Origin of the sequence: Marinigracilibium pacificum (assembly GCF_012926615.1) — a bacterium.
GTDB classification, from domain to species: Bacteria; Bacteroidota; Bacteroidia; order Cytophagales; family Cyclobacteriaceae; genus Mangrovivirga; species Mangrovivirga pacifica.
The window spans coordinates 188260-212987 of record NZ_JABBNU010000006.1 but is presented as its reverse complement, the minus strand read 5'-3'; the positions used below and the strand labels follow the sequence as shown (position 1 = coordinate 212987).

The following is a 24728-nucleotide window of genomic DNA, read 5'->3' as shown; positions in this document are numbered from 1 at the left end:
ATTATGGGAAATAAAAAAAATAAGTACTTTGACGTTCACGGACCAGTATTCTGGCCAGCATCCATATTAATTATAATTTTCATCGCTGTTACTTTGATCGTAGGTGAGCCAATGGAAAAGGTATTTACCTCTATTCAAACTGGTATTTCAGATTATGCCGGTTGGTTCTTAATATTGGCAGCTAATGCTTTTCTGGTTTTTAGTATTGTCATTGGATTTAGTAAATACGGAAAAATCAGAATTGGTGGACCTGAAGCCGAACCAGAATTTAGTACGGCAGCCTGGTTTGCAATGCTATTTAGTGCCGGAATGGGAATCGGAATTATTTTCTGGGGTGTTGCAGAACCTATGTTTCATTATATTCAACCACCAATTGATCAGGCCACACCCTCTGCAAGAGCAGAGCAAGCAATGACGTTTAGTTTCCTTCATTGGGGTCTGCATGCCTGGGGGATTTATGCACTTGTGGGGTTATCACTTGCATTCTTTGCTTACACAAAAAAATTACCTCTGACAATCAGATCGGTATTTTACCCGATTCTAAAAGAAAAGATTCACGGATGGATTGGTGATGTAATTGATGTTACTGCTGTAATAGCTACATTATTTGGTCTTGCAACATCTTTAGGCCTTGGCGTACAACAGGTTAGTTCAGGTGTTAATTATTTATTCAATATTCCTGATAATGTTTGGACCCAGGTTGTTTTAATAGCCATAATCACCGCAATTGCAACAGCTAGTGTTGTGCTGGGTATAGACAAGGGAGTTAAATTTCTTAGTGAATTAAATATAAAAATTGGTGCTATATTTCTATTGTTTATAATTGTAGTAGGCCCTACCTTTTTTATTCTTGATAGCTATATTGAAAATCTTGGATCTTATATTCAAGACTTTTTCTACGTGAGTTTCTGGACCGAAGCTTATGAACCTGCTGACTCACAAGGATGGCAAAATAGCTGGACTGTATTCTACTGGGCATGGTGGATCAGCTGGTCTCCTTTTGTGGGGATGTTTATAGCCCGCGTTTCCAAAGGTAGAACAGTCAGGGAGTTTGTTACAGGAGTTCTTATTGTACCTTCACTTCTTACTTTTCTTTGGATGACAGCATTCGGAGGCACTGGTATCTGGGTTGAAATGAATAATCCCGGAATAATAAGTGAAAGCGTAATGACCAATGTTTCTACCTCTCTGTTTATCTTGCTTGAACAATTTCCTCTGTCAGGAATTGCTTCCGGAATAGGTGTTATTCTGGTTATAAACTTCTTTGTTACCTCATCAGATTCAGGGTCATTAGTGATAGATAGTATTACCGCCGGAGGAAAATTAGATGCACCTGTGGGACAAAGAATATTCTGGGCTATTTCTGAAGGTGGTGTTGCAGCTGTGCTTTTAATAGGTGGAGGCTTAAGCGCTCTTCAAACAGCTGCTATTACAACAGGGTTACCCTTTACTTTTGTACTTATTCTTATGATGTTTAGCTTATATAAAGGTCTTCAAAACGAACATGCGAAATCTCAGCAACTTTCTAAAGAATCTGATATAAGAAGGTATAGTGAGCGTATAGAAAAACTGATTTCTAAAAGAAAGGAAATTGATAAAAAGAAAGAATCTTCTAAAAAAGAAAAAGCCAAATAAGCAATGACACAGTTACTACTTTTCCTTGATTTGAGTGAAATGGATGCTTCCATTCTTCAAAATGCTTATCGCATAACTAAAAAACTAAATGTCACAAAAATCGGATTGTGTCACTATGTTGAAATTCAAGATTATACTGACACTGAAGAGTCATTTTACAATCAAACTGACAAACCATTGAGACAATTAATCTCTGAAGAATTAATGGATCTTGCCGAGGAGTTTGACTTACCTATAGACAAATGCGAAACAATAGTACATGATAAAGGAGGAAAAGAAGATCTTTTAAATAAACTTAATAAAAGCGAATACAATCTGTTTGTATTAGGAAAAAAAACTATTCACCCCGGCACGGGTGCATTTTCTGCTAAATTATCCAGGATGATTGAAGAGCCAGTTTTGTTTGTTACAGAATCAACCAGGCTTAATCTCAGAAAAATCCTTATCACTACTGAATTTTCTTCTTACTCAAAACATGCAGCTCAATTACTTGATGAGTTCGGAGGATTCAGACCTGAAATAGTAGCAGTGCTTCATGTCTTTAGGGTTCCCCCATCCTACTTCCCCTTCTTTGGTAAAAAGACCGATAAATTAGTTTCTGATTTAGAAAAAAAGGCAACTAAAAAGCTTGATACGTTTTGTGAAAAAAACTTGAAAGGATACGAAGTTGAAAAAAATGTGATTTATGCTGAAGACAGACCTATTTCGAAAGTTATCTATGATTTTTCTAAAACAAATCAGGTAGACATGGTACTGATGGGTAAAAAAGGAAAAACTGATGATGATGATGATTTGATTGGATCAGTAGCAGCAAAAATGATTCAAACAGATAAAGATATACCAGTGCTACTGGTTGAGTAGCACTGGTGATTTTTTTAAGGAATAGGTATTGCGAAAAACACAGAAGGACCGTAATAACCAGGACCTGAAGTTAAACCACTAGCTTCTGAAAATGAACTTACAACACCTCCGGAACCATAATTTATTGTATAATCTGCATAAACCTCTGAAAGTACAGTAGTTGTATTATATCCATATTTAAAATTCTGAACTAAACTTCCTCCACTATAATCAAATGTATTTTTCGTAATTGTGTATTTATAATCCTTAATCAAAAAGTTCATCTGAATAATACGACCTTCCTGATCATATGCAACATCCATATTAAAATTATATGGTACATGTTCTGATGTCTTATATGATGTAAGTATTCTTCCACTATTATCATATGTATTATTTACTTCTCCCCAAAGACCAATTATTGTAATAATATTACCATTCTCATCGTATGTGTAAATTTCCGTATCATAATCCTTTTTAACTTCTAATAAAGAATCTGAATTGTATGAATATTCATAAATATTATAGTATTCAGGATTCCAATAAACTTTAGTTTTTCCAATTAATCCTCTGGAATCATACTCATATTCAATTTCAAGTGGCCGTTGCACTATTTCAAACTGCTCATCATAAACCAATTTATTTCCAGAACTTTTTACTAAAACTCCTGATTGGTCATATTCGTGAACAAATTCAGTTTGTAAACCAAATTCTCCCTTCCAGTTTTCTTTGATAATTGTTTTTGTAATTTTACAATTCTCAACAACATGTTCAAAGCTAACATGGCTGGTAAACATCTTTAATGAGTCAATAAATACAATTTGTTCAAAAGACTTTTTGAACCCCTCAAAATTAAAAACACTTGTATCTCCAATTGAGATTGATTCTCCTGCCGCCAGGCATGTTTCAGGTGTTATATCACCCTCATCTCTGTCACAAGTGAATGCTGTCAACAAGACAAAAAACACTAAATACTTAGCAATCTTCATAGTTTATAAATTCATTGTTTAAAAAATATAATCGCAAAAATAAAAAAGCCGCTCAATCATGAGCGGCTTTCTTAAAAAGTTAACATAACTTATTTATTCGATACAAAAATCAAATATTCCCAGGCATCAAGCTTTAATGGCTGATCAACTGTAATATTTACTTCCTTACCGGTCATTTCATCTTTATATGTTCCTGCTACCGAAGCATCGGTCAAATTCATATTTTGCTCTGAATCAGACAGGTTAAATATCCCGATCACCTGATTACCATCTTTTTCACGCTTGAATGCATAAACATTTTCGTCTTTGTTAATCTGGATTGGCATACCACCAAACTCTCCGGCATGTAATGCCACATTATCAGTGTGAATTTCAATTAACTTAGTGTAAAACTCCTCATAACCTTTAGGGTCACTCCAGTCGATAGTGTCTTTATCAAAGAATTTCAATCTTTTATCCAGACCAACTTCCTGTCCGCTATAAAGCATTGGTGCTCCATATACGGTAAATGCAAGAGCAGCAAATGTTTTATCTCCTTCTCCGTATCTTTCAAAAACTGTTCCCTCCCATGAGTTAACATCATGATTAGTTGTCATTGTCAGCCTAAAAGGCTTCATACCATATCTCTTTATATCCTCATCGATATATTTTGCAATTTCAGAAGCTTTTTTGTGACCTTCACCAATCTCAGTACTAATACCTTTGAAGCCCCATGAATATGTTGCATCAAACTCAGTATGTGCTCTAGGCTCATCAACTTCGGCAAGCCAGAAAAGATCCTTTAACTGATCTAACTCATCTGTAGCTTCTTCCCAGAAGTAAAGTGGCATTTCATGTAGTGGGTGGTCACATCTAAAACCATCAATATCAGTTTCTTCAACCCAAAACTTCATTTCATCAATCATAGCCCTTCTTGTTGCCGGGTTTGTATGATCAAGTAAAGCAATATCGGTCCAATCTGCTTCGTAGATCACTTCACCTTTATCATTTTGAGCATAATAATCTTTATGCTCAGTAATCCATGGATGATCCCAGGCAGTGTGGTTAGGCACCCAATCAAGGATAACCTTCATTCCTAATTCGTGAGCTTTCTCGACTAAAGCTTTAAAATCTTCAAGAGTTCCAAACTCAGGGTTAACTTTTGAATAATCCTGAATTGAATAATAACTACCTAATGATCCCTTTCTGTTTTTAAAACCAATAGGTTGAATTGGCATCAGCCAAAGCATGTCAACTCCCATTTTATCAAGTCTTTCGAGATCATTCATAAAAGCTTTGATAGTTCCTTCAGGAGTATGCTGTCTGATATTCACTTCATAGATGATGTCAGAAGCGGCTTTTTCAGGATAAGTTGATTCAACAATGGCTTCGTTATCATCGACTTTCACATATTCATTAGGTTCGCCAGAACCACTGCCTCCACACGAAGTCATAATTAGTGAAATCGCCGAAGCAAATAATAATATTCTTTTCATGCTATTTAGGTTATAATTTCAAAGGCGGGGAATATAATATTTTTTAATATTATTTCCATTCAAGATCGAAATCAATAACGATACTTAATTAATTCTACCTAGAAAGTACTAGTAAATCAAATGATAATTATCATTTTTTAAACTTAATCCGGACTTTCACCTCCATTTCTGTAGGGTTTCCGTCAACGGTTCCGGGATTCCAGGATGGGCCCGCTTTTAATAATCTGATTGCTTCTTTATCGAAAAATTCCCCTTCTGATTTCTCAACTTCTATTGAAGTTATTTTACCCGAAGCAGATACGGTTAACAATAACTTAACCAATGCTTTATCTTCATCTATTCCATCGGGAAACACCTGATTTTCTTTCACATATTGTCTCAAAGCCCTAAGCCCTCCATCTGGTTGAGGTAAAATTTCTACGGGTTGGTAACTTTGAGCTTTGGCATATCCAGTTACTACTACCTCTGATAATGTAGAAACATCTTCTGAGAGCATAACTATCACATAATCTTTATCTTCATCAAGATCAATGCGTTGAGAAACATAACCTATTGAAGATATTTGTAATTCCTTTTCATCTTCGAATAAAGAAATAGAAAACTCTCCAGTAACATCTGACATCACTCCTCTTGTAGTCCCTTCAACCAATATATTTACTCCAGGTACACCCTCTCCATTTTCACCAGTGATTTTACCGGTAATTATTCTTACTTGTTTACCTTCAACCCGAATATCATCAATTTCATCTGCATCATAACTTGAAGCAATATTTGGCATAGCTGATGGTTCTGGCAAATTATAAGAAGACCTGGTCATTTCTCTTTTTGAACGTTGGGCAATCTCCTCTCCACTTATTGATTTTACTGCTGCGTTTTCACTTATATCCTCAGATAATTGCATACCCAACTCTATTACTTCTTCTTCTAATTGAACATCTGCAACTTCAATTTCAAAATCAAGCTCATTTTCAACTTCTGGAATAGCATCAACCTCCTCATTCCTAGACTCTTTCAAAGAATTTTTAATTTCAGCTAATTCAGGTTTTGAAACCACTTCATCTGGTCTTTCATCAATTTTGTCTTCCACTCCAGAATTTCTTGATTCATTAATCTCCCTATCTGATTTAAATTCTCGAATTGAATCCTTTATAAATTCTTGGTTAGGAATAATCACTTCCTCGTTGACAACAGGGATTTCTTCAAAAGCCAGATTATCAGTTTTTTCATTTGATAAGAACCAAATTGAATAACCTGCTACAAAAACTATAAGAATCGATGCAGCAATTGAGTACCAAGGAAAGGCTGTATCTTTTTTCTTTAGACCATCTTTTAATTCTTTAATATCAGACTCAATCTCCTGAACTTCGAATTTCTCAAAGCCTTCAATTGCGTCAGACAAAAAGGGATCATCAAGGGCTTCTCTTTCTATGTGATGCTCTTCCTTGTGGGATAATTCTCCCTTCAAATATTTTAATATGGTTTTTAGATCAATGCGCATGGTCTTTTTTGCCTAATGCAGCCTCCATACAAATCTTTAAGTTTCTTTTACCGTTTTGAATATAACTTTTAACTTTTTTCAAATCTATTTTAAGTTCTTCATGAATCAGATCATAACTTTTTTCTTCCAAAAAAAACAATGTCACGCATCTCTTTTGGTCTTCTTTCAACCTATCTATACATTGCTTTAACTGATCCAGATCATCCTCAAGACGAACTTTCTCCTCAACCATATGATGCCCATCATCATGAATTTCCATAAAAACCTGATCTTTTTTTTCTCCATTGACAAACAATTGAGGCTTTTCCTTTCTAATTCGCATCAGAGCAGAATTCTTTACCTTAACATATAACCAGGAAGAAAAATTGGAAATCTCATATCGAACGACATCTTCACCTAATTGACCATAAACCTCCATTACAATATCTTTAGCCATCTCTCGATCACTTAGATACTTCAGAGCCACACCATAAGCTTTATCAATATACCTGCTGTATAATACCGAAATATACTCACTATCATTATTTTGACGATAGGCTGCAATGATCTCCAGATCAGTTAATGACGATATGTTTTTTCTTTTGAAGAACAAGATTAAAAAATATCCAGTCTCAAAATTTGAACCATTTTATGACCATTACAAAAAAAATCTAAACTTTTTTTATGGAATAATATGAACTGGGTCATCATGACTATGAACACTAAATAATAATTGTCATGAAACATATTTTTCCAATATTATTCGCCGCACTATTTATAGTTGCTTTTTCAGCACAAGCTACTCATACAGTTTCTGGAGTTGTTACTAATGAGGAAGGAATTGGTATTCCCGGGGTTAATGTCTTATTAAAAGGAACAACAAAAGGAACAGTTACTGATATATCAGGTGCTTATACGCTTACTCTTGAAGATTCAAAGGGAACTTTAACATTTACCTCTGTTGGGTATTTAACTCAAGAAATACAAATTAATGGTCAAACGGAAATAAATGTAAGGTTAAAAGAAAATATTTCTGAGCTAACTGAAGTTGTTGTAACTGGTTTACGAAAAGATAAAAAAGCAGAGTTTTCAAAATCAAAGGTTGCCAAAAGTGTTGAAACAATTGGACTAGCACCTGCTATGGATCAAGCCTCTATGGAATATGAAGAAACAATCAATTTTAATCTCGATATTGATTTAGGTGAAAATCATAACACAGAAGATTATTCAACCATCCATGAAAATCAGTTTCACAAACCTGAAGACCAGCCACTATCAACTTTCAGCATTGATGTTGATGCTGCATCTTATAGCAATGTTCGCAGATTTTTAAGTATGGGCATTAAGCCACCTGTTGATGCTGTCAGAATCGAAGAAATGATTAATTATTTCAACTATGATTATGAAGAGCCAACTGATGAACATCCATTTAGTATCACCACAGAAATTGCTGATTGTCCATGGCAAAGCGACCACTACTTGCTACATGTAGGCCTTCAAGGCAAAAGAATTCCTACTGAAGATCTACCAGCTTCAAACCTTGTATTCCTAATAGATGTAAGTGGCTCTATGAGTGATGCTAATAAATTACCACTATTAAAAAGTGCATTTAAAATGCTTGTAGAAGAATTAAGACCAGAAGATCGAGTGGCTATTGTAGTGTACGCAGGTGCTGCAGGAACAGTCCTCCCTTCTACAAGTGGTAGTGAAAAAAGCAAAATCATTGCCGCCCTTGATCAATTAAATGCAGGAGGTTCTACTGCTGGTGGAGCCGGTATAAAGCTAGCTTATAAAATTGCAGAAGAGAACTTCATCGAAGAAGGAAACAACAGAATCATTCTAGCTACAGACGGTGATTTTAATATTGGTCAAAGTAGCAATGGATACCTTGAAAGACTAATTGAAGAAAAAAGAGAAAGTGGTGTATACCTGACTACATTAGGTTTTGGAATGGGTAATTATAAAGATGATAAGATGGAAATTTTGGCCAACAAAGGAAATGGAAACTATGCTTATATAGATGATATTTCAGAAGCCAGAAAAGTCTTTGTAAATGAATTCGGTGGAACGATGTTTACCATTGCAAAAGATGTTAAGATACAAATTGAATTTAACCCTGAAAAAGTAGCAGGCTACAGACTCATCGGGTATGAAAACAGAAAACTTAATGCAGAAGACTTCAATGATGACAAAAAAGATGCCGGAGAGCTTGGATCAGGGCATTCGGTTACTGCAATTTACCAAGTCATCCCTGTTGGAGCATCAACCGAAGGATTTTTAAAATCTGTTGATGATTTAAAGTATCAAAAAGAAAAATCTAATGGTCAAAAGTACTCAAAAGAATGGGCGACAGTTAAATTCAGATACAAAAAGCCAGATGGTCTCAAGAGTATCTTAATGACTAAAACAATCAATGATAAAATCAACTCATTTGAGGATACATCTGATAACTTCAGATTTTCTGCAGCAGTTGCTTCATTCGGATTATGGTTGAGAGATAGTGAGTTTAAAGGAAATAGCACTCCGGAAGAAGTGGTCAAAATCGCAAAGGATGCATTAGGAGATGATGAGTATGGCTATCGCCATGAATTTTTAAAATTAGTCAGATCATCCAAGTATGTAGCACAGAACGATTAATTAGCTATTTAAATTATAAATAAGGCTTCAAATACACTTTGGTCAACAGTTAGATCAATCGTATTTGAAGCCATTTTTTTTTACATCTTCTTGCATTTAGAAATATCTCTTATTTAATTCGCACCATCAACTATTTGATTTTTTAATTATCAACCAAACAATTAATCGCAATGAAGCAATTTAAATTTGCGTGCATATTATTATGCATAATTCTATCTATTTTTTCTTGTACAGAACCAGAAACAATTGTTCCTAATTCTAACAACAATACTAATCCGGATGCAAAGTATGTTGAAGGAGCTGATACAACAACTATTAAAATAAGTGAAGATGAATCATTTAATCTTAATAATTTCTTAGTAAGTATTGAGCAACTATTCCCAAGTGAAAGAAATCCAGAGAGTAGATTTGAACACATTTTTGATGGGAAAATAGCAAGAAAGACAATATTACATGAATCATCATTTGGTGAATTCAGCCTTACTTTAGGGGGATATGACTATATCTATAATTCAGACAGTATTATAACATCTTTCAGTTACACCAAAAACAAAGCATCTCAAAGTCATTTTGAAGTTAGAAACATAACCTACGACAAGGTTGGTATGATAAAGAATTTTGATCTTACGTTTACTCAAAACAATAGTACATATACCTATAATTTCGAATTTGATGAAAATAAATATATCACATCATCTTCAGTAGATGGATATTACGAAAAAAATTACTTCTATAATCAAGAATTTGAAATTACCGGTATTACGAGAGAAGATAATACCTTCACCAAATTTGCCCGAAGTGCAAATAAGGATATTTTGGTTATTTATAATTACAATAGCGATTCGGTAATAACTAATGAATACCAATGGCATTTTGAAAATAATCGAGCAACAGGATTCCATAAATTACGATTAGTTAATGGAGAAAGAGAACTTTATGAGTCTAACACCTATGAATATGAAAATAATATTTTCAGTATTAGTTTAATTAAGCAATACAAAACGGATAATTATTATCTGGATCATACAGTCAAATTTACATTAGACCATAAGCTTTATGAATATCACAGGCCTGTAAACTTCTATATACAAGGTCTAAAATACATGGATTATTTATTTGTATATAAATATTTAAATGATCAGAATGAAAATATTTATGAAGTGAAATATTATGAATCATATGAATCTGAAGAAAATCTAAGAGGGTATTTTATTCCAACTGAATTTAATGGTAATCAAATTTATAAAGCAGATATATTAGACAAATCTGGCAATAAAATTTATTGGGTAAATATTAGCTCTAACGCCTTTAGTGTGTTTAAGGCAAATGGCGAAGGATATGTTCCTTATGAAGAACTTCCTTCCTGGATCCAAAGAACCCTAACCCATAATCGTCAAAGTGTTACCCCACAGAACTATTACGGAAGGTAACTATTAATTCTATTTTATTAGTACAAAAAATAAAACAGGCTAAAAAATCTTAGCCTGTTTTTTTGTAAATTATTGTATGATGCTTTTAGTCTTCAAGAATTATATTCTTTCACTAGTTTTAATGTCATTTTCAAATATTGTCATTCTAGCACAAACTGAAAACTTATCAATAGAAATTAAAGAAATCAATTCTACCAGTGGCAAAATCCATATTTCCATCTATTCCCTACAAAACAAGTTTCTTTCGCTGACTGACACCTTCCGGTTTAAAGCTTTTAATCCATCAAATAGCTTAGAAAGAATCTCATTTTCAGTCCCTCCTGGTAAATACGCTGTCGCAACATATCACGACCTTGATGATGATGGTAAAATGGATAAAAACCTTCTTGGGATTCCTAAAGAGCCCTATGGGTTCTCAAATAACTTCAAACTGAAACTATCTGCTCCAAAATTTGAAGATTGTCAAATTGAGGTTAAAGAGAACCAAACTCACAGAATTGAAATATTTCTCCAAAATTACTGAGAGAATTTCTAAACAAAACCTACCTGATTTCTCTTATACTTTTTGTGATAGCAAAATTAATTATACTTAGTTTTTTACTCTACCTTCCTTTCGGAAAGGCGCCAGTTGAAAAAGATAACGGAACTCTGATTATCAATGTAGATAATATAAAATCTAATTCCGGAAATCTGAGAATTTCAGTTTATACTCCATCAAATGAGTTTTTGTCTGAAACAGATTTATACACTTATCAGATAAAAAAAATAGAAGGTAATATTCAGCAATTATCATTCGACCTACCAGATGGCAATTATGCCATTGCTGTACATCATGATGTTAATTCTAATGGTTCATTAGATAAAAATTTCATCGGAATACCTAAAGAACCATTTGGTTTTTCAAACAATATTTTACCCAAGTTCAGAGCTCCACTTTTTGAAGAATGTATGATTGATATTCAAAAGGGTGAAGTAAAAAAAATCAGTTTACATCTTAGCAACTATTAGTGGTATTTATAATATAATAAAAGATTTTACTCGTCAAATTAATGGTTAATTTCTATCTTAGAAGGAAACCAAACCCAAATTCATGAGTAAATTCATTTTAGCTGTTGATGCGGGCACAACTAGCAACAGAGCAATACTTTTTAACCACGAAGGTAAAATTGAGCGTATTTCTGCCAAGGAGTTTGAACAAATATTCCCTCAAAATGGATGGGTAGAACACAATCCGGAAGAAATATGGGCAACTCAAAAATTTGTCATTCGAGATGTTATCAAAAAACATAAAATCAATGCTTCGGATATAAATGCAATTGGAATAACCAACCAAAGAGAAACTACCATTGTCTGGGATAGAGAAACGAGTGAGCCAATATATAATGCGATTGTCTGGCAAGATAGAAGGACAGCTAAATACTGTGATGAACTCAAAGACAAAGGACTTACAAAAAAGATTCATGAGAAAACCGGGTTATTGATTGATGCCTACTTTTCAGCTTCAAAAATCAAATGGATTCTGGATAATGTTGAAGGAGCAAGAGAAAAAGCAGAACAAGGAAAGCTTGCCTTCGGAACTGTAGATTCTTGGTTAATATGGCGATTGACGCATGGTAATATACATGCTACTGATGTTACCAATGCCTCAAGAACAATGCTTTATAATATCCATGAACTAAAATGGGATAAGGAGCTATTGGATATATTTGAAATTCCCGAAAGCCTACTTCCCGAAGTAAAACAGAGTAGTGAAGTATACGGAACGACAGTAAAAGAACATTTTGGAGGAGCTATTAAGATTTCAGGTATTATTGGTGATCAGCAGGGGGCCTTATTCGGTCAGATGTGTATAGAAAAGGGCATGACCAAAAACACTTATGGCACCGGATGTTTCGTAGTAATGAATACCGGAACAGAGGCCATCATTTCAAAAAACAATCTACTAACAACCATCGCCTGGCAATTAAATGATGAAGTAAACTATGCCCTCGAAGGCAGCATATTTATGGGAGGTGCCGTTATCCAGTGGCTAAGAGATCAGCTTCAGATTATTAGTCGTGCACCGGAAGTTGAGTCTTTAGCGCTTTCTGTACCAGATAATGGTGGTGTGGTGCTTATTCCTGCATTTGTGGGCTTAGGAGCTCCTCACTGGGATCAATATGCAACCGGCACTATTATTGGACTAACAAGAGGAACAGGTAAAGCTCATATTGCCCGGGCAGCACTTGAAAGTATAGCCCTTCAATCGATGGATGTAATTAAAACCATGACCGAAGACTCTGGGATAGATATTATCGATCTTAGAGTTGATGGAGGTGCTGCAACCAACGATCTGTTAATGCAGACCCAGTCAGATTTGATTGAACAGAAAGTTGTCAGACCGGCAATAACTGAAACTACAGCATTAGGCGCTGCCTACATGGCAGGTTTGGCTACCGGTTTTTGGTCTGACGTAGATGAAATCCAAAAACTATGGTCAGTAGATAAAGTCTTTGAACCAAAAGAGAATAGCAACACTGACCAATTGATTGTAAACTGGAACAAAGGATTAGAAAGAGCTAAACACTGGAATAAATAAAATCCGGCTAATATGAAAAGAATAAAACAGCTTGAAAAGCTAAAAAATAATCACGAACCCTGGGACATATTAATTATCGGAGGTGGGGCCACAGGTTTGGGAATTGCCGTTGATGCAGCTTCCAGAGGTTTTAAAACACTTCTTCTCGAGCAAGCCGATTTTGCAAAAGGCACTTCAAGCCGTAGCACCAAACTTGTCCATGGCGGTGTCAGATATTTACAACAAGGTGATATATCACTCGTTCTTGAAGCACTTAAAGAAAGAGGATTGATGATGCAAAATGCACCTCATCTTGTCAGGAACCTATCTTTTGTAATTCCATCTTATGAATGGTGGAACGGTCCATTTTATACGATCGGACTAAAAGTTTATGATTTGATGGCTGGAAAACTTGGGTTGGGTCCATCAAAAAGTATCTCAAAAGAAGAAACAATTAAGGCGTTACCAACAATTTCAAAAGATGATCTTCGAGGTGGAATAGTTTATCAGGATGGGCAGTTTGATGATGCCCGTATGGCAATAAGTCTTGCAACAACTGCAGAAGAGTACAATGCTGTATTGATGAACTACATGGAAGTTACCGGTTTAATAAAGGATGATGAAAATCAGATGATCAGGGGAGTAATAGCCAGAGAAGTTGAATCCAGGGAAGAATTTAAAATTTATGCTAAATCAGTTATCAATGCTACCGGAGTTTTTGCTGATTCAATAAAGCAAATGGATGAGCCTGAAGTAAAACCAATGATCAGGCCAAGTCAGGGAATTCACCTTGTTTTTGATCAGAGTTTTCAACCGGAGAGTTATGCCATAATGGTTCCCGAAACATCTGATGGAAGGGTTATGTTTGCTGTTCCATGGTATAACAGAGTTGTGGTTGGTACTACTGACACATTAATTGATAACATTGACCTGGAACCAAGGGCATTGGAGGAAGAAATTGATTTCATTCTTGAAACGGCAGGAAAGTATCTGTCCAAAAAACCTACTAAAAAGGATATTAAAAGCATTTTCGCTGGACTTAGACCCTTGGCAGCACCGGAAGATGGTGATTCGATGAGCACCAAAGAAATTTCCCGTCACCATAAAGTCCTGATTTCACTCTCCGGATTGATCACAGTTATTGGAGGTAAATGGACAACCTATCGCAAAATGGCTGAGGATGCTGTCAACAATGCAGTTATGATCGCTGGCCTACCAGATAGAAAGTGTATTACCGAAAGATTACCAATTGCCGGTTATGATAGAAACACTGTACCAGGAAGTAATCCAATGTCTGTTTATGGTCGAAACAAGGAAGACCTACTGGAAATAGAAAAAAAAGAACCAGAATACTCCGGGTGGTTGAGTGAGGAGCTACAAATAAGAAAGGTACAGGTTGTTTGGGCTGTACGTGAAGAAATGGCCAGAACAGTTGAAGATGTATTAGCCAGAAGAACACGTGCATTATTACTTGATGCTAGAGAGAGTATCAAAATGGCTCCTGAAACTGCAAAAATTATGGCGAAAGAGCTTGACCAGGATCAGGCATGGATTGAAAATCAGATAGAAACTTATACAAAATTAGCTTCACAATATTATATTCAGGAATGAACGAATATCTAGCAGAATTTATCGGTACTTTTTTACTCATCCTTTTAGGAAATGGAGTGGTTGCAAATGTAGTTTTAAATGAAACCAAAGGAAATAACAGTGGCTGGATAGTCATCACCTTCGGGTGGGGTATTGCAGTATTTATCGCTGTTTTCATTGTCGGACAGTTCAGCGGGGCACATATCAATCCGGCGGTTACTTTCGGCCTTGCCCTTGCCGGCTTATTTGAATGGATAAAAGTAGTTCCCTATATCCTCGCACAAATAACAGGTGCTATGCTGGGAGCTTATGTTGTCTATATTTTCTATCTGGATCACTTTAAAAACACAAACAACGGAGAACTTAAAAAGGCTTGCTTTTGTACTACACCGGCTATTAGAAATAACAAAAACAACCTGTTTTCTGAGCTAATAGGAACTTTCGTACTTGTATTTGCTGTTTTATATATGAGCAAACCTTTAATTGAAATTGAAGGACTTGGAGAAGCTAAAGTTGGACTTGGTGCACTTGATGCCTTACCTGTAGGCTTACTCGTATTTGGTATCGGAATGAGCCTTGGAGGAACAACAGGTTATGCTATTAACCCGGCAAGAGATTTTGGTCCGAGGCTGGTTTATTCAATTCTACCAATCAGAAATGAAGCAAAAACAGACTGGGGCTATGGATTAATTCCAATTATTGGCCCTTTATTGGGCGCAGGATTAGCCACCTTAATCTTTCTAATGATATAAAAAAAGGTCTTGGTTAACTACCAAGACCTTTTTCCTTTTATACTTTGTTTAAAAATTAATTCCATCCAAATACTACTGCCGGAAGAAGTAATAGTATTCCTGAGATCAAAACCAATATTAAAAACAGTGGCATCATCCATTTTAACCACTTTTCATAAGAAACTTTTCCAATTGACAGAACTCCCATAGTAACAGCACTGGTAGGAATTATCATATTAGACAATCCATCACCAAATTGAAAAGCCAATACTGCTGTTTGTCTGGACAATCCTAATAAATCACTAAGAGGAGCCATTATAGGCATAGTCAATACCGCCTGTCCGCTACCACTTGGAAGAAAGAAATTCAAAAGACTCTGCACTACAAACATCATTTCCACTGAAATTGCTTTTGGCCATCCTTCTGCCAACGAAGCCAGACCATGCAAAATTGTTTCGATTATTCTTCCGTCTTCAGCCAGAATAAGCAAACCTTTGCTGAGTGCAACCACCAACCCGGCAGTTAACACATCTGAAGCTCCAACTTTAAAAGCATCAACAGTAGATTGCAATTCCATTCTATTTATGATAGCTGACAATAGTCCCATACCGAAAAATACAGCAGCAATTTCTGCTATGTACCAATCAAATTTGGTTACCCCAACTAAAATTATTGCAAGTCCACCAAACAGTAAAAACAAAGTTATTTTTCTTACAGTAGTAAAGGAAACCTGTTCAACGTCAATATCATTTTCCAATTCGACTTGAACCGGATTAAACACCTTCTTGGCATGACGCATTATATAGATAACTGCGACTACAGTTAGTACTACCCAAACAACCATTCTGTATTGATACCCACTAAACATGGGCACTTCGGCAATTTCCTGAGCAATACCTATTGTAAACGGATTAGTTATTGCTCCGGCAAATCCTGCACCCGCCCCAACAAATGGAATCGCTATGCCGGTAATGGTATCATAACCTAATGATCTGGCCATTGGAATGGTTAATAAAACGAATACCAAAACCTCCTCACTCATACCAAAAGTGGCTCCCATGATCGAAAAGAAAACGATAATCATCGGGATGATTATCCCTTTTGCCGAGGGATATTTCTCACAGAATCTAACTAATGACTGTAGTGAAGCTGTTACAGCTCCGGTTTTATTAAATACAGAAAATGCCCCTCCAACAATCAGAATGAAACCAATAATTTCGGCTCCACCGATAAACCCTTTGATTGGAGCCATTAAAAAATCTAGCAGGCTTTGTGGGTTTTCTTCAACGTGGTGATAAGTTCCTGGAACTAGCACCTCCCTTTCACTTCCATTCGATAATTTAACTACCTCCTTTTCATATTCACCTGCCGGAATTAGCCATGTTAATAGCGTAAAAAGTATGAGGAAGCAAAAAATTATAACCAGAGTATCTGGAACTTTTCTAATTTTTATCATTTTGGGTTATTGGTCGATTAAATTTTATTTTTATTTCAATGGGAATTTTTCTCCTGGCAGGTAAATATCAAGAGTAATTCCTTTTGAACCAAGCTTTCCATCTTTTTGATTTGACTCTCTGGCAGTATTTTTAAAAATAATCACTTGACTTTCTCCTAAAACTTCAACTGAATCTCCCCTAATATACATAGCTGTAGATTCATCAATACCGGCACCTATTTCATCAGGAAATGTCATTATTGCTGTTAGAAGTCTGTTGTAACGCGACCTTTTCACAAAATGCTGGTCTATTATTACTCCATCAACCAACGCTAACCCCTCAGTCCAATCAAAATTTTCTGTTTCAAGATGCCTGTAGGTTGGGTGATATTCAGGGTGTTTCCTTTCATCACCGGTAATCATTCTCCTGCTTTGAACAGCTGCACCTGCAGAAGTACCAGCAATTATTGAGCCTGATGCATACCTCTCTCTGATGATATTCCCAATGGAAGTTCCGGATATTCTATCCATAAATTTCCTTTGATCGCCACCGGATATATAAATTAAAGATGCTCCTTTTAATGAATCGATCTGTCGTTGTCTGTAACCATTTATCGAATCATAGTCTAAACCAAAAATATTAGTATAACCCAATTCTTCAAATTGCCTGATAGCATACCAATTTGCCGAGTCCGGTTCTATGCTAGACATGGGTAAAACCATTCCATACCCTTTTTTATCTATTCCTGATTCCTTTATTATTCTTTTCAAAAGAGATTGCGGTCTTTTACCCCCACCAATAATTATCAAACCACCTTTATTAGTATTTTGCTGGTCCCCAAAACTTGACTCTTCAACATCATTTATTGGTTTCTCTTTTGTTTCTTGTGAACAAGAAAGGCACAAAGAGATTGCAATTAATATCCAGATATTTCTCATATACAAAAATATTAAAAAAAATAGAGCGGCAACCTATCTACTGGCTACCGCTCTAACAACATAAACCTAATTTACTGAATTCCAACCAATTCCACACCTAGAGGATCAGTCAAACCAGAAGCAATCGTCTGGACCTCAGTCCCATCCAGATTTGCTCGTTTCAGCAAGCCATTACCTGCTTCTGTCCAGTAAACTTTTCCTTCGGCATACGAAATTGTAACACCGAAACTTCTTCCGTCAACACCATTATTACTTCCTGCAGAAGAAACCAGGGTGCTAATATCTGTACCACTTAGTGATGCATTTAAAAACTCCGGACCTTCATCGTTATGAAAATAGATCCTGTCACTTTGTGAATTTACTACGATTGAATAACCATATCCACCAGCAGAATAACCAATAATACGATCAAAAGCTCCATCAGAAACATTCACTTTCCAAACTGCTTCTGCATCAAAATCTACAGCAGTCACATATACAAAACCATTGTGATAATCTAGACCTTCAGGTAATGAGAATGTAGCTTCATCTGCATCAGAGAACAACACACTCTTTGTTCCGGCCTCAACATCTACAGCATATATCGCGTTATCTCCACGGTCAGCTACATAAGCCATTCCTGTGCTTTCATCAATAGCAATTCCATGAGGATTAGACAACCCGTCAACAACCATAGCTGGAGTATCATCAGAAAACCCTAATGAATAAACAGCACCAGCATCACTTGCTGTGAAATATATCTTCTCTCTGACAGAATCAATTGCAATATCAAAAGGTGAAACGTCTAATGATACATCAATAACTCCAGTTTGGGCATCATAAATTCGCTTTCCAGAGCCTGAAGCAATAATAACCGGATAATAGGAACGACCCGGATCTCTTACCTCAAGGGTTGAAGTATGACTATCGGTATCACCACTTCCAACTACTGTAAGAGTGACTTCATAAAATCCTGGTGACGTATATAAATGAGAAGGATTCGCCTCTGTAGAAGAAGCACCATCACCAAAAGACCAGAAATATTCTATATTATCACCATCAGTAAAAACAACATCACTATTAAATGTAGCTGTTGCCGGAGCAAACAGACCATTATCAAGTTGATAAGAAAAATCGGCCTTCACAATTGTAAATGGCGGTATCAAAGGATCTTCTTCTTTACACCCGGCAATAAAAACCAGAACTGAAAAAGATAGAATTAATAATTTTATTGCTTTCATGATCATTGATTTTTAATGAGTGTTAAACCTCTTGGACTATTTAGTGACCCTGCTAGTGTTTCAATGTTTTCACCATTAAGGTCAGCAGCTCCAATTAATCCACTATCTCTGTTGGTCCAGTAAATTTTACCTGCAGAAACATCTACGCTTATACCATATACTCTGTCGCCTGCTTCAGACAATGCAATTGACCATTCGGTATCAACATTTCCACTTAAGTCTGATCTTTTAATCGCTCCGGAATTTTGATCATGGAAATAAATCATGCTGTTTGTTTTATCAATGCCAATTCCAATTCCACCCATATCAGTAATGATTTGTTCAACAGTTGAACCATCATATGATACTTTCAAAATTCCATTTAATGTAGGATCATTCAGATATACAGAGCCATCAAATGCGGCAATTCCTTCTGGGTATTCAAACCCATCAAGATATGTTGCTATTGTTTGCGCATCACTACCATCAAGATTTGCTCTCATAACATCTCCGGAAGAAAAATCAGTCCAGAACATATACCCAGCGGTACCATCAACATCAATTAACCATGGTTCTGTTAGTCCGCCAACCAACTCTTCCAGACCACTTCCATCAGGGTTTAGTCTCCAGATTTTATTTACACTTTCACTGGTGTTATCAGCATCTGTGATATAAACCATTCCATCTGTTGGGTTAAACGACACTCCAACACCCCAGCCTGGCATTTCGACAACATCCTGGGTAACAACATCACTACCTAACAGTGTTCTTCTCAGGTAGAAATCAGATGGATCCATAAAATACAGCTCATTCGGCCTAGTTCTAATCGTTACGTCTTGAGAGATTTCGTTTGTACCATCTTCGTTTGTTGCAATTAATGTAACGGTATAAACTCCTGATGCCTGATATCGGTGTACAGGATTAGCATCTGTGGAAGTATTTCCATCTCCAAAATCCCACTCATAGGTAACTCCATCTTCTGAAGTATTGACGAAGACTACGTCACCATTTGCTATCAGCCTGTCAGAATTCTCAACATCAAAGCCAGCAATTGGTAAAATACCAGAAACAGTTACTGTCTGTTGTACTTTACTAGATCCTGACTCATTTTGAACGACAAGGGTTAGGATATAACTTCCTTCCGTATCATATGAGAAAGAAGGTGACTCTCCATTAATTAATTTCCCATTACCCAACGACCACTGATAAGTCACTCCATTTTCTGAAGTATTATTAGGTGATATCACTTCTCTGGCCTTGATTGTAGTCGATTCAAGTGTAAAACCTGCTTTTGGTGCTGGCACATTTTCATCGTCTTTACAAGATGTAAACACGAATAGCAAACTCAGCACCAGTAAACTATATATTTTAATTTTCTTGATCATTTCTTGATTGGTTTAGTATCCTGGATTTTGAAAAATATCCTGATCATCAGTAATATTTAATTCTCTCAATGGTATTGGATAAATTCTTCTGAAAGAATCTCTGTTTAATACCTCTTGGATTTTATCCAGACGTGATAGATAATACCAATAAACACCCTCAGCCTGAAACTCTAGTCTGGCTTCTCTGATTAAAACATTACTAAAATCATTAATTGAATTTACAGTTGCTGCGTCAACCGGACCTATCCCTGCACGCTCTCTAAGCACATTTATATCAGCAAGACCAGCAGTAGGACCAGAATTACGAGACAATGCTTCAGCTCTGATCAGGTACATTTCTGCTAATCTCATTACAAATGCATTTCCCTCACCATTATCCTGGTTAGTTCCGTACTTAGTGCATCGATAAAAGTTACCAAATGCTTCAATAAGATTTCTACGCTCATCAATGCTTTGATAAAGATCAATTACCTCATCGGTCATTACGATCTCAGCCTCGGTACCAAACATCAGGAATGTATAATTACTGAAATCCTGTTGATTAAAATCTACTTCAAAGATTGATTCTGAAGTGCCTTCATTAAAGATATCTTCATAATTATCCTGAAGGGAATAATCAAAGTTTTCAATAACATCATTCGCATAGTAATATGCTGAATCATACTCTCCTTTGTAAAGTTTCACTCTTGCCATAAGAGCCTCTGCTGCTCCTTTACTTGCATAAACAGGATCACCAGAATCTGGTAGTCTGTCAATTGCTTTGAATAAATCACTTTCAATCAAAGCATAAGCCGAAGCTACACTTGAACGAGGAACTACTACAGGAGCTGTAGCCGGTTCTGTTGGTAAAGGAATTCCATAATCACTGCCAGTATTCCAATACTCACCCCATTGTCTTAACAATTCAAAATGGGCCAATGCACGACTAAAAAATGCTGTTCCGGTAAATTCAGCAGCATCTGATTCTGAGACATCATTAAGCTCAGGAACTTTTAAGATTACATTGTTCGCATTATTAACAATACTATACCAAGCTATCCAGCTATCTTCAACATGAAAATTAGCTGAAGGAACTATTCCGGAACCCAATTCCTGCCACACTGCCTGGAATTTAACGGCTTTCATATTTTTAGCCAATAGTTCTGTAGCGTAGACAGCATCAGAGCCATACAAACTCCCTGCCTGCATTTCATTATAAAGTCCAATCACTGCTGCTTCGGCTGAAACTCTGTCGACTATTGCATTTTCGGCAGGAATCGTATTTGGTAATTCCTGGTCTAACAGGTTACAGCTGAAACACAACATTACTGTACCGAGTGTATATATTAATTTCTTCATGGTTTCCATTTTATAATCCAATGTTTAAACCGATTGTAAAAGTTCTGGCCTGACCTAGAGTACCAAAGTCCTCACCTTGTAGTGTATTCAAGTCTCCATCACCGGATGTGTTTGTACTTACCTCCGGATCAAAACCTAAATAATTCGTGAAAGTCAGTAAGTTTTGAGCCTGACCATAGATTGTAAGCGACTGAAGCTTCATTCGATCAAGCATGTTTGAAGGGAATGTATATCCCAGGCGAACATTCTTAAGTCTCAGGTAGCTACCATCCTCAAGGTATTGTGTTGAGAAACGCTGGAATTGAGCATCGGAAGAGAACTCATCTGCATGAGTTGGTCTTGGGATACTTGTTACATCACCTGGCTTTTTCCAGTAATCCAACGACCTTCTGTTTTGATTACCAAATGGCAGTCCGTCTTTAAGAGTACCATAATTTTCAAAAGCATATCGACTCTGGTTAAAAATCTGGTTTCCGTGTTGGTACTGGAAGAATACGCTCAAATTCCAGCCTCTCCAGCTAAAATTATTGGTGAATCCACCGAAGTAATCCGGTTGAGCATTTCCTGCTACCACTCTGTCATCAAGATTAATGATTCCATCACTGTTAGCATCAAGGAATACAGCATCACCGGTTTGAGGGTCAACACCAAGGAATTTTATCAAATAAAATGTACTTAGTGGTTCTCCTTCTTTTAAGATAAAGTTACGGCTAAGAATTTCACCGTCATTGATCACATCAATTACCTCATTATCAATCCAGGTAATATTAAAAGTTGTAGTCCATCTGAAATCACCACTTTCGATATTGACAGTACTAATCGAAAGTTCAACTCCTTCGTTTACAATTTTACCATTATTAGAAATCAATGATTTAAAACCTGTAGAGCCTGGAATATCGGCATTCAATAGAAGTCCGTCCGTATCTTTTTTGAAATAATCAGCTGTGATTTCAACTCTGTTATCAAAAAGCCCTACATCAATTCCAATATCTGACTGGATTGTTTTTTCCCAAGTCAAGTTAGGGTTACCAAGCTGCAAAGCAGATGTTCCTCCCTGTCCGTTATAACCTGCAGAACTTCTGTAAGTAGCCTGAGCAATTGTGCTTCCAATTGACTGATTACCTATTGCACCGTAAGATCCTCTAAGCTTTAATAAAGAGATAAATGAATCGTCAGGGAAGAATGACTCATTATGCATATTCCATCCTATCGATCCTGAAGGGAAAAATCCATATTTATTATTTGCTCCGAATCTACTTGAACCATCAGCTCGACCAGTAAATGTTAAAGTATATCTATTATCATAGGTATAATTTAATCTACCCAGATAAGACACAAGTCCATATCTAAAGCCACCATCAGAAGCACCAGTAATTTGACCTGCTGCTGATGTAGAAATCACCTGGTTAGTTGAATATCCTGAAGCATTAATTACAGAAAATTCTTCAACAGATTCCTGAAATGTAATACCAACCAATGCATCAATGAAATGCTTAGAATCAAATGTATTAGTATACTTTAGTGTGTTTTCATTAATCCAGCTCGAAGCTTCATAAGTTCCATAGGTACCTAAACCAACATCAGTTTGGTTATAACCTTTAGGCACGAAACCTTTATCAATCAATGTATTAAAATCTAATCCACCACTTGATTTAAAGGTAAGATTAGGAGTTATATACCATTCAAGACTTAATGACGATTGTAATCTTGAATTTTTTGAAGTATTCACATATTCCTGAGCGATTAGTAGTGGATTTTCTAATGCCCACCAGCTGTAAGTATCAAATGGGTTAACATAAACGCCATTTTGATCTGTTAGTTCAACTCTCGGATCCCAGGCCTGGGCATTTACAACTACTCCATATTCATCATTTTCACCAATAGTTCTATCGTGAAATCCACGTGCAAGGAATGTAGTTGTTGAGATCTTTACTTTATCATTAGGTGAGTAATCAACGTTTACTCTACCCGAAATTCTTTCATATCCCTGGCCAATCTGAATACCAGTCTGGTTAAAATAGTTTCCTGAAAGATAATAACTGAATTTCTCATCTCCTCCGGCATAACTAATGTCAGCATTATTGATAACACCAGTTCTTAAAATATCATCATAAACATTATAATTAGGTAAATCTGCATCATTTGGATCACCTAATATCTCATTCCAATAATTTTGTCCTAGTCCGTCAAACTCAGCAGCTGCATTTAAAAAGCCAATCCATTCTGAACTTGACATCATATCAGGAACATTGGTTGCTTTTGAAAAACCGGCATAGTAACCGATGTTCAATTTATCTCTACCAGCCGATCCTCGTTTGGTTGTAATTAAAATCACACCATTGGCTCCTCTTGAACCATAAATTGCTGCTGCAGATGCATCTTTTAATACTGTAATCGACTCAATATCATTTGGGTTCAATTCAGCTAATGGGTTGATTGGCTGAATATTGCTATTAAGTGCTGAGTTATTCTTTACTTCTACCGGTATTCCATCAATAATAAATAACGGTTGTGAGGATGCTGAAATTGATGTTGCTCCCCTGATATTGATATTTGTTTGCCCTCCGGGAGTACCTGAAGGTGAAGAGATATTTAATCCTGATGCCCTACCCTGAATAGCAGCATCAAAACTACTGGTTGGAATCTGATTAAACTCTGCCTGGTCAATTGTCGAAACCGAAGAAGAAATATCTTGTTTCTTCTGAGTACCGTATCCAACAACCACTACCTCTTTAAGTGCCTGAATATCGGGCATAAGAGAAATATCAATTTTTGACCGGCCATTGACTCTCATCTCCTGGCTGTCAAATCCAACACTTGAAAATACAAGTATCGAATCTCCTGATTGAATTTGAAGGCTATAATTACCATCAAAATCTGTAGTCGTTCCTCTGGAAGTTCCTTTTACTATAATGTTAGTACCCGGAACAGGTTCTCCGGACTGAAAATCTGTGACCTTACCACTAATTACCTGTTGGGCGTTAATATTTCCAACGGATATCAATGATAAAAGCAACAGATATAGTAATCCTAATTGCTTCATAGGTGTATTGTTTAGGTTTTAATTGCGA

General features: G+C 36.2%; 19 protein-coding genes. 9 read left to right on the top strand and 10 right to left on the bottom strand.

Features of this window, described 5'->3' with window-relative positions:
- The first annotated feature begins 3 nt into the window (after nucleotides 1-3).
- Together HH304_RS11105 and HH304_RS11100 are read left to right on the top strand one after the other, a co-directional pair.
- Nucleotides 4-1635 (top strand): BCCT family transporter, encoded by a 1632-nt coding sequence (locus HH304_RS11105; protein ID WP_169681399.1) that lies wholly within the window; start codon nucleotides 4-6, stop codon nucleotides 1633-1635.
- Between the two features lie 3 nt (nucleotides 1636-1638).
- The gene (locus tag HH304_RS11100; RefSeq protein WP_169681397.1) at nucleotides 1639-2496 is read left to right on the top strand and encodes a universal stress protein; all 858 of its coding nucleotides are present in this window, start codon (nucleotides 1639-1641) and stop codon (nucleotides 2494-2496) included.
- 14 nt (nucleotides 2497-2510) lie between these two features.
- On the opposite strand, the gene HH304_RS11095 is transcribed toward HH304_RS11100, so the two are convergent.
- The 4 genes from HH304_RS11095 to HH304_RS11080 all read right to left on the bottom strand — a co-directional run bounded on the left by HH304_RS11095 (nucleotide 2511) and on the right by HH304_RS11080 (nucleotide 7029).
- Entirely contained in the window at nucleotides 2511-3464 is a 954-nt protein-coding gene (locus HH304_RS11095) for a hypothetical protein (protein WP_169681395.1), read from the bottom strand.
- Between the two features lie 89 nt (nucleotides 3465-3553).
- Nucleotides 3554-4939 (bottom strand): alpha-amylase family glycosyl hydrolase, encoded by a 1386-nt coding sequence (locus tag HH304_RS11090; protein WP_271711593.1) that lies wholly within the window; start codon nucleotides 4937-4939, stop codon nucleotides 3554-3556.
- A gap of 130 nt (nucleotides 4940-5069) precedes the next feature.
- Complete coding sequence (locus HH304_RS11085) at nucleotides 5070-6437, bottom strand: carboxypeptidase-like regulatory domain-containing protein (RefSeq protein ID WP_169681393.1); 1368 nt, start codon at nucleotides 6435-6437, stop codon at nucleotides 5070-5072.
- Nucleotides 6427-7029, bottom strand: coding sequence for an RNA polymerase sigma factor (locus tag HH304_RS11080; protein WP_169681390.1), 603 nt, complete (start codon nucleotides 7027-7029; stop codon nucleotides 6427-6429). Before HH304_RS11080 ends, HH304_RS11085 begins: the two co-directional genes overlap by 11 nt.
- Nucleotides 7030-7154: 125 nt before the next feature.
- Here HH304_RS11080 and HH304_RS11075 point away from each other — a divergent pair, with 125 nt between their 5' ends.
- The 7 genes from HH304_RS11075 to HH304_RS11045 all read left to right on the top strand — a co-directional run bounded on the left by HH304_RS11075 (nucleotide 7155) and on the right by HH304_RS11045 (nucleotide 15382).
- Nucleotides 7155-9053, top strand: a complete 1899-nt coding sequence (locus HH304_RS11075; RefSeq protein WP_169681388.1) for a vWA domain-containing protein — start codon at nucleotides 7155-7157, stop codon at nucleotides 9051-9053.
- A 170-nt stretch (nucleotides 9054-9223) separates the two neighbouring features.
- Nucleotides 9224-10483, top strand: a complete 1260-nt coding sequence (locus tag HH304_RS11070; protein ID WP_169681386.1) for a hypothetical protein — start codon at nucleotides 9224-9226, stop codon at nucleotides 10481-10483.
- Between the two features lie 76 nt (nucleotides 10484-10559).
- On the top strand, nucleotides 10560-11006 hold the full coding sequence (locus tag HH304_RS11065; protein WP_271711592.1) for a DUF2141 domain-containing protein: 447 nt from the start codon (nucleotides 10560-10562) through the stop codon (nucleotides 11004-11006).
- Nucleotides 11007-11050: 44 nt separating this feature from the next.
- Nucleotides 11051-11491 (top strand): DUF2141 domain-containing protein, encoded by a 441-nt coding sequence (locus tag HH304_RS11060; protein WP_169681384.1) that lies wholly within the window; start codon nucleotides 11051-11053, stop codon nucleotides 11489-11491.
- An 82-nt stretch (nucleotides 11492-11573) separates the two neighbouring features.
- Nucleotides 11574-13061, top strand: coding sequence for a glycerol kinase GlpK (gene glpK / locus HH304_RS11055; protein WP_169681382.1), 1488 nt, complete (start codon nucleotides 11574-11576; stop codon nucleotides 13059-13061).
- Between the two features lie 12 nt (nucleotides 13062-13073).
- On the top strand, nucleotides 13074-14651 hold the full coding sequence (locus HH304_RS11050; protein WP_169681380.1) for a glycerol-3-phosphate dehydrogenase/oxidase: 1578 nt from the start codon (nucleotides 13074-13076) through the stop codon (nucleotides 14649-14651).
- Nucleotides 14648-15382 (top strand): MIP/aquaporin family protein, encoded by a 735-nt coding sequence (locus tag HH304_RS11045; RefSeq protein ID WP_169681379.1) that lies wholly within the window; start codon nucleotides 14648-14650, stop codon nucleotides 15380-15382. Before HH304_RS11050 ends, HH304_RS11045 begins: the two co-directional genes overlap by 4 nt.
- Before the next feature lie 55 nt (nucleotides 15383-15437).
- Here the strand turns inward: HH304_RS11045 and HH304_RS11040 are convergent, their stop codons facing one another.
- From HH304_RS11040 to HH304_RS11015, 6 genes are all read right to left on the bottom strand, one after another.
- Nucleotides 15438-16817 (bottom strand): YfcC family protein, encoded by a 1380-nt coding sequence (locus tag HH304_RS11040; protein WP_271711591.1) that lies wholly within the window; start codon nucleotides 16815-16817, stop codon nucleotides 15438-15440.
- 30 nt (nucleotides 16818-16847) lie between these two features.
- Nucleotides 16848-17735, bottom strand: coding sequence for a cyanophycinase (locus HH304_RS11035; protein ID WP_169681376.1), 888 nt, complete (start codon nucleotides 17733-17735; stop codon nucleotides 16848-16850).
- Between the two features lie 71 nt (nucleotides 17736-17806).
- Complete coding sequence (locus tag HH304_RS11030; RefSeq protein ID WP_169681374.1) at nucleotides 17807-18955, bottom strand: PKD domain-containing protein; 1149 nt, start codon at nucleotides 18953-18955, stop codon at nucleotides 17807-17809.
- A gap of 2 nt (nucleotides 18956-18957) precedes the next feature.
- Nucleotides 18958-20319, bottom strand: coding sequence for a PKD domain-containing protein (locus HH304_RS11025; protein WP_169681372.1), 1362 nt, complete (start codon nucleotides 20317-20319; stop codon nucleotides 18958-18960).
- A gap of 12 nt (nucleotides 20320-20331) precedes the next feature.
- Nucleotides 20332-21657 carry a RagB/SusD family nutrient uptake outer membrane protein gene (locus HH304_RS11020; protein ID WP_169681370.1) on the bottom strand — a complete coding sequence of 442 codons (1326 nt, stop codon included), beginning with the start codon at nucleotides 21655-21657 and terminating at the stop codon, nucleotides 20332-20334.
- A gap of 10 nt (nucleotides 21658-21667) precedes the next feature.
- Nucleotides 21668-24700: a SusC/RagA family TonB-linked outer membrane protein gene (locus HH304_RS11015; RefSeq protein WP_169681368.1), complete on the bottom strand. Its 3033-nt coding sequence runs from the start codon at nucleotides 24698-24700 to the stop codon at nucleotides 21668-21670.
- Between the last annotated feature and the right edge of the window lie 28 nt (nucleotides 24701-24728).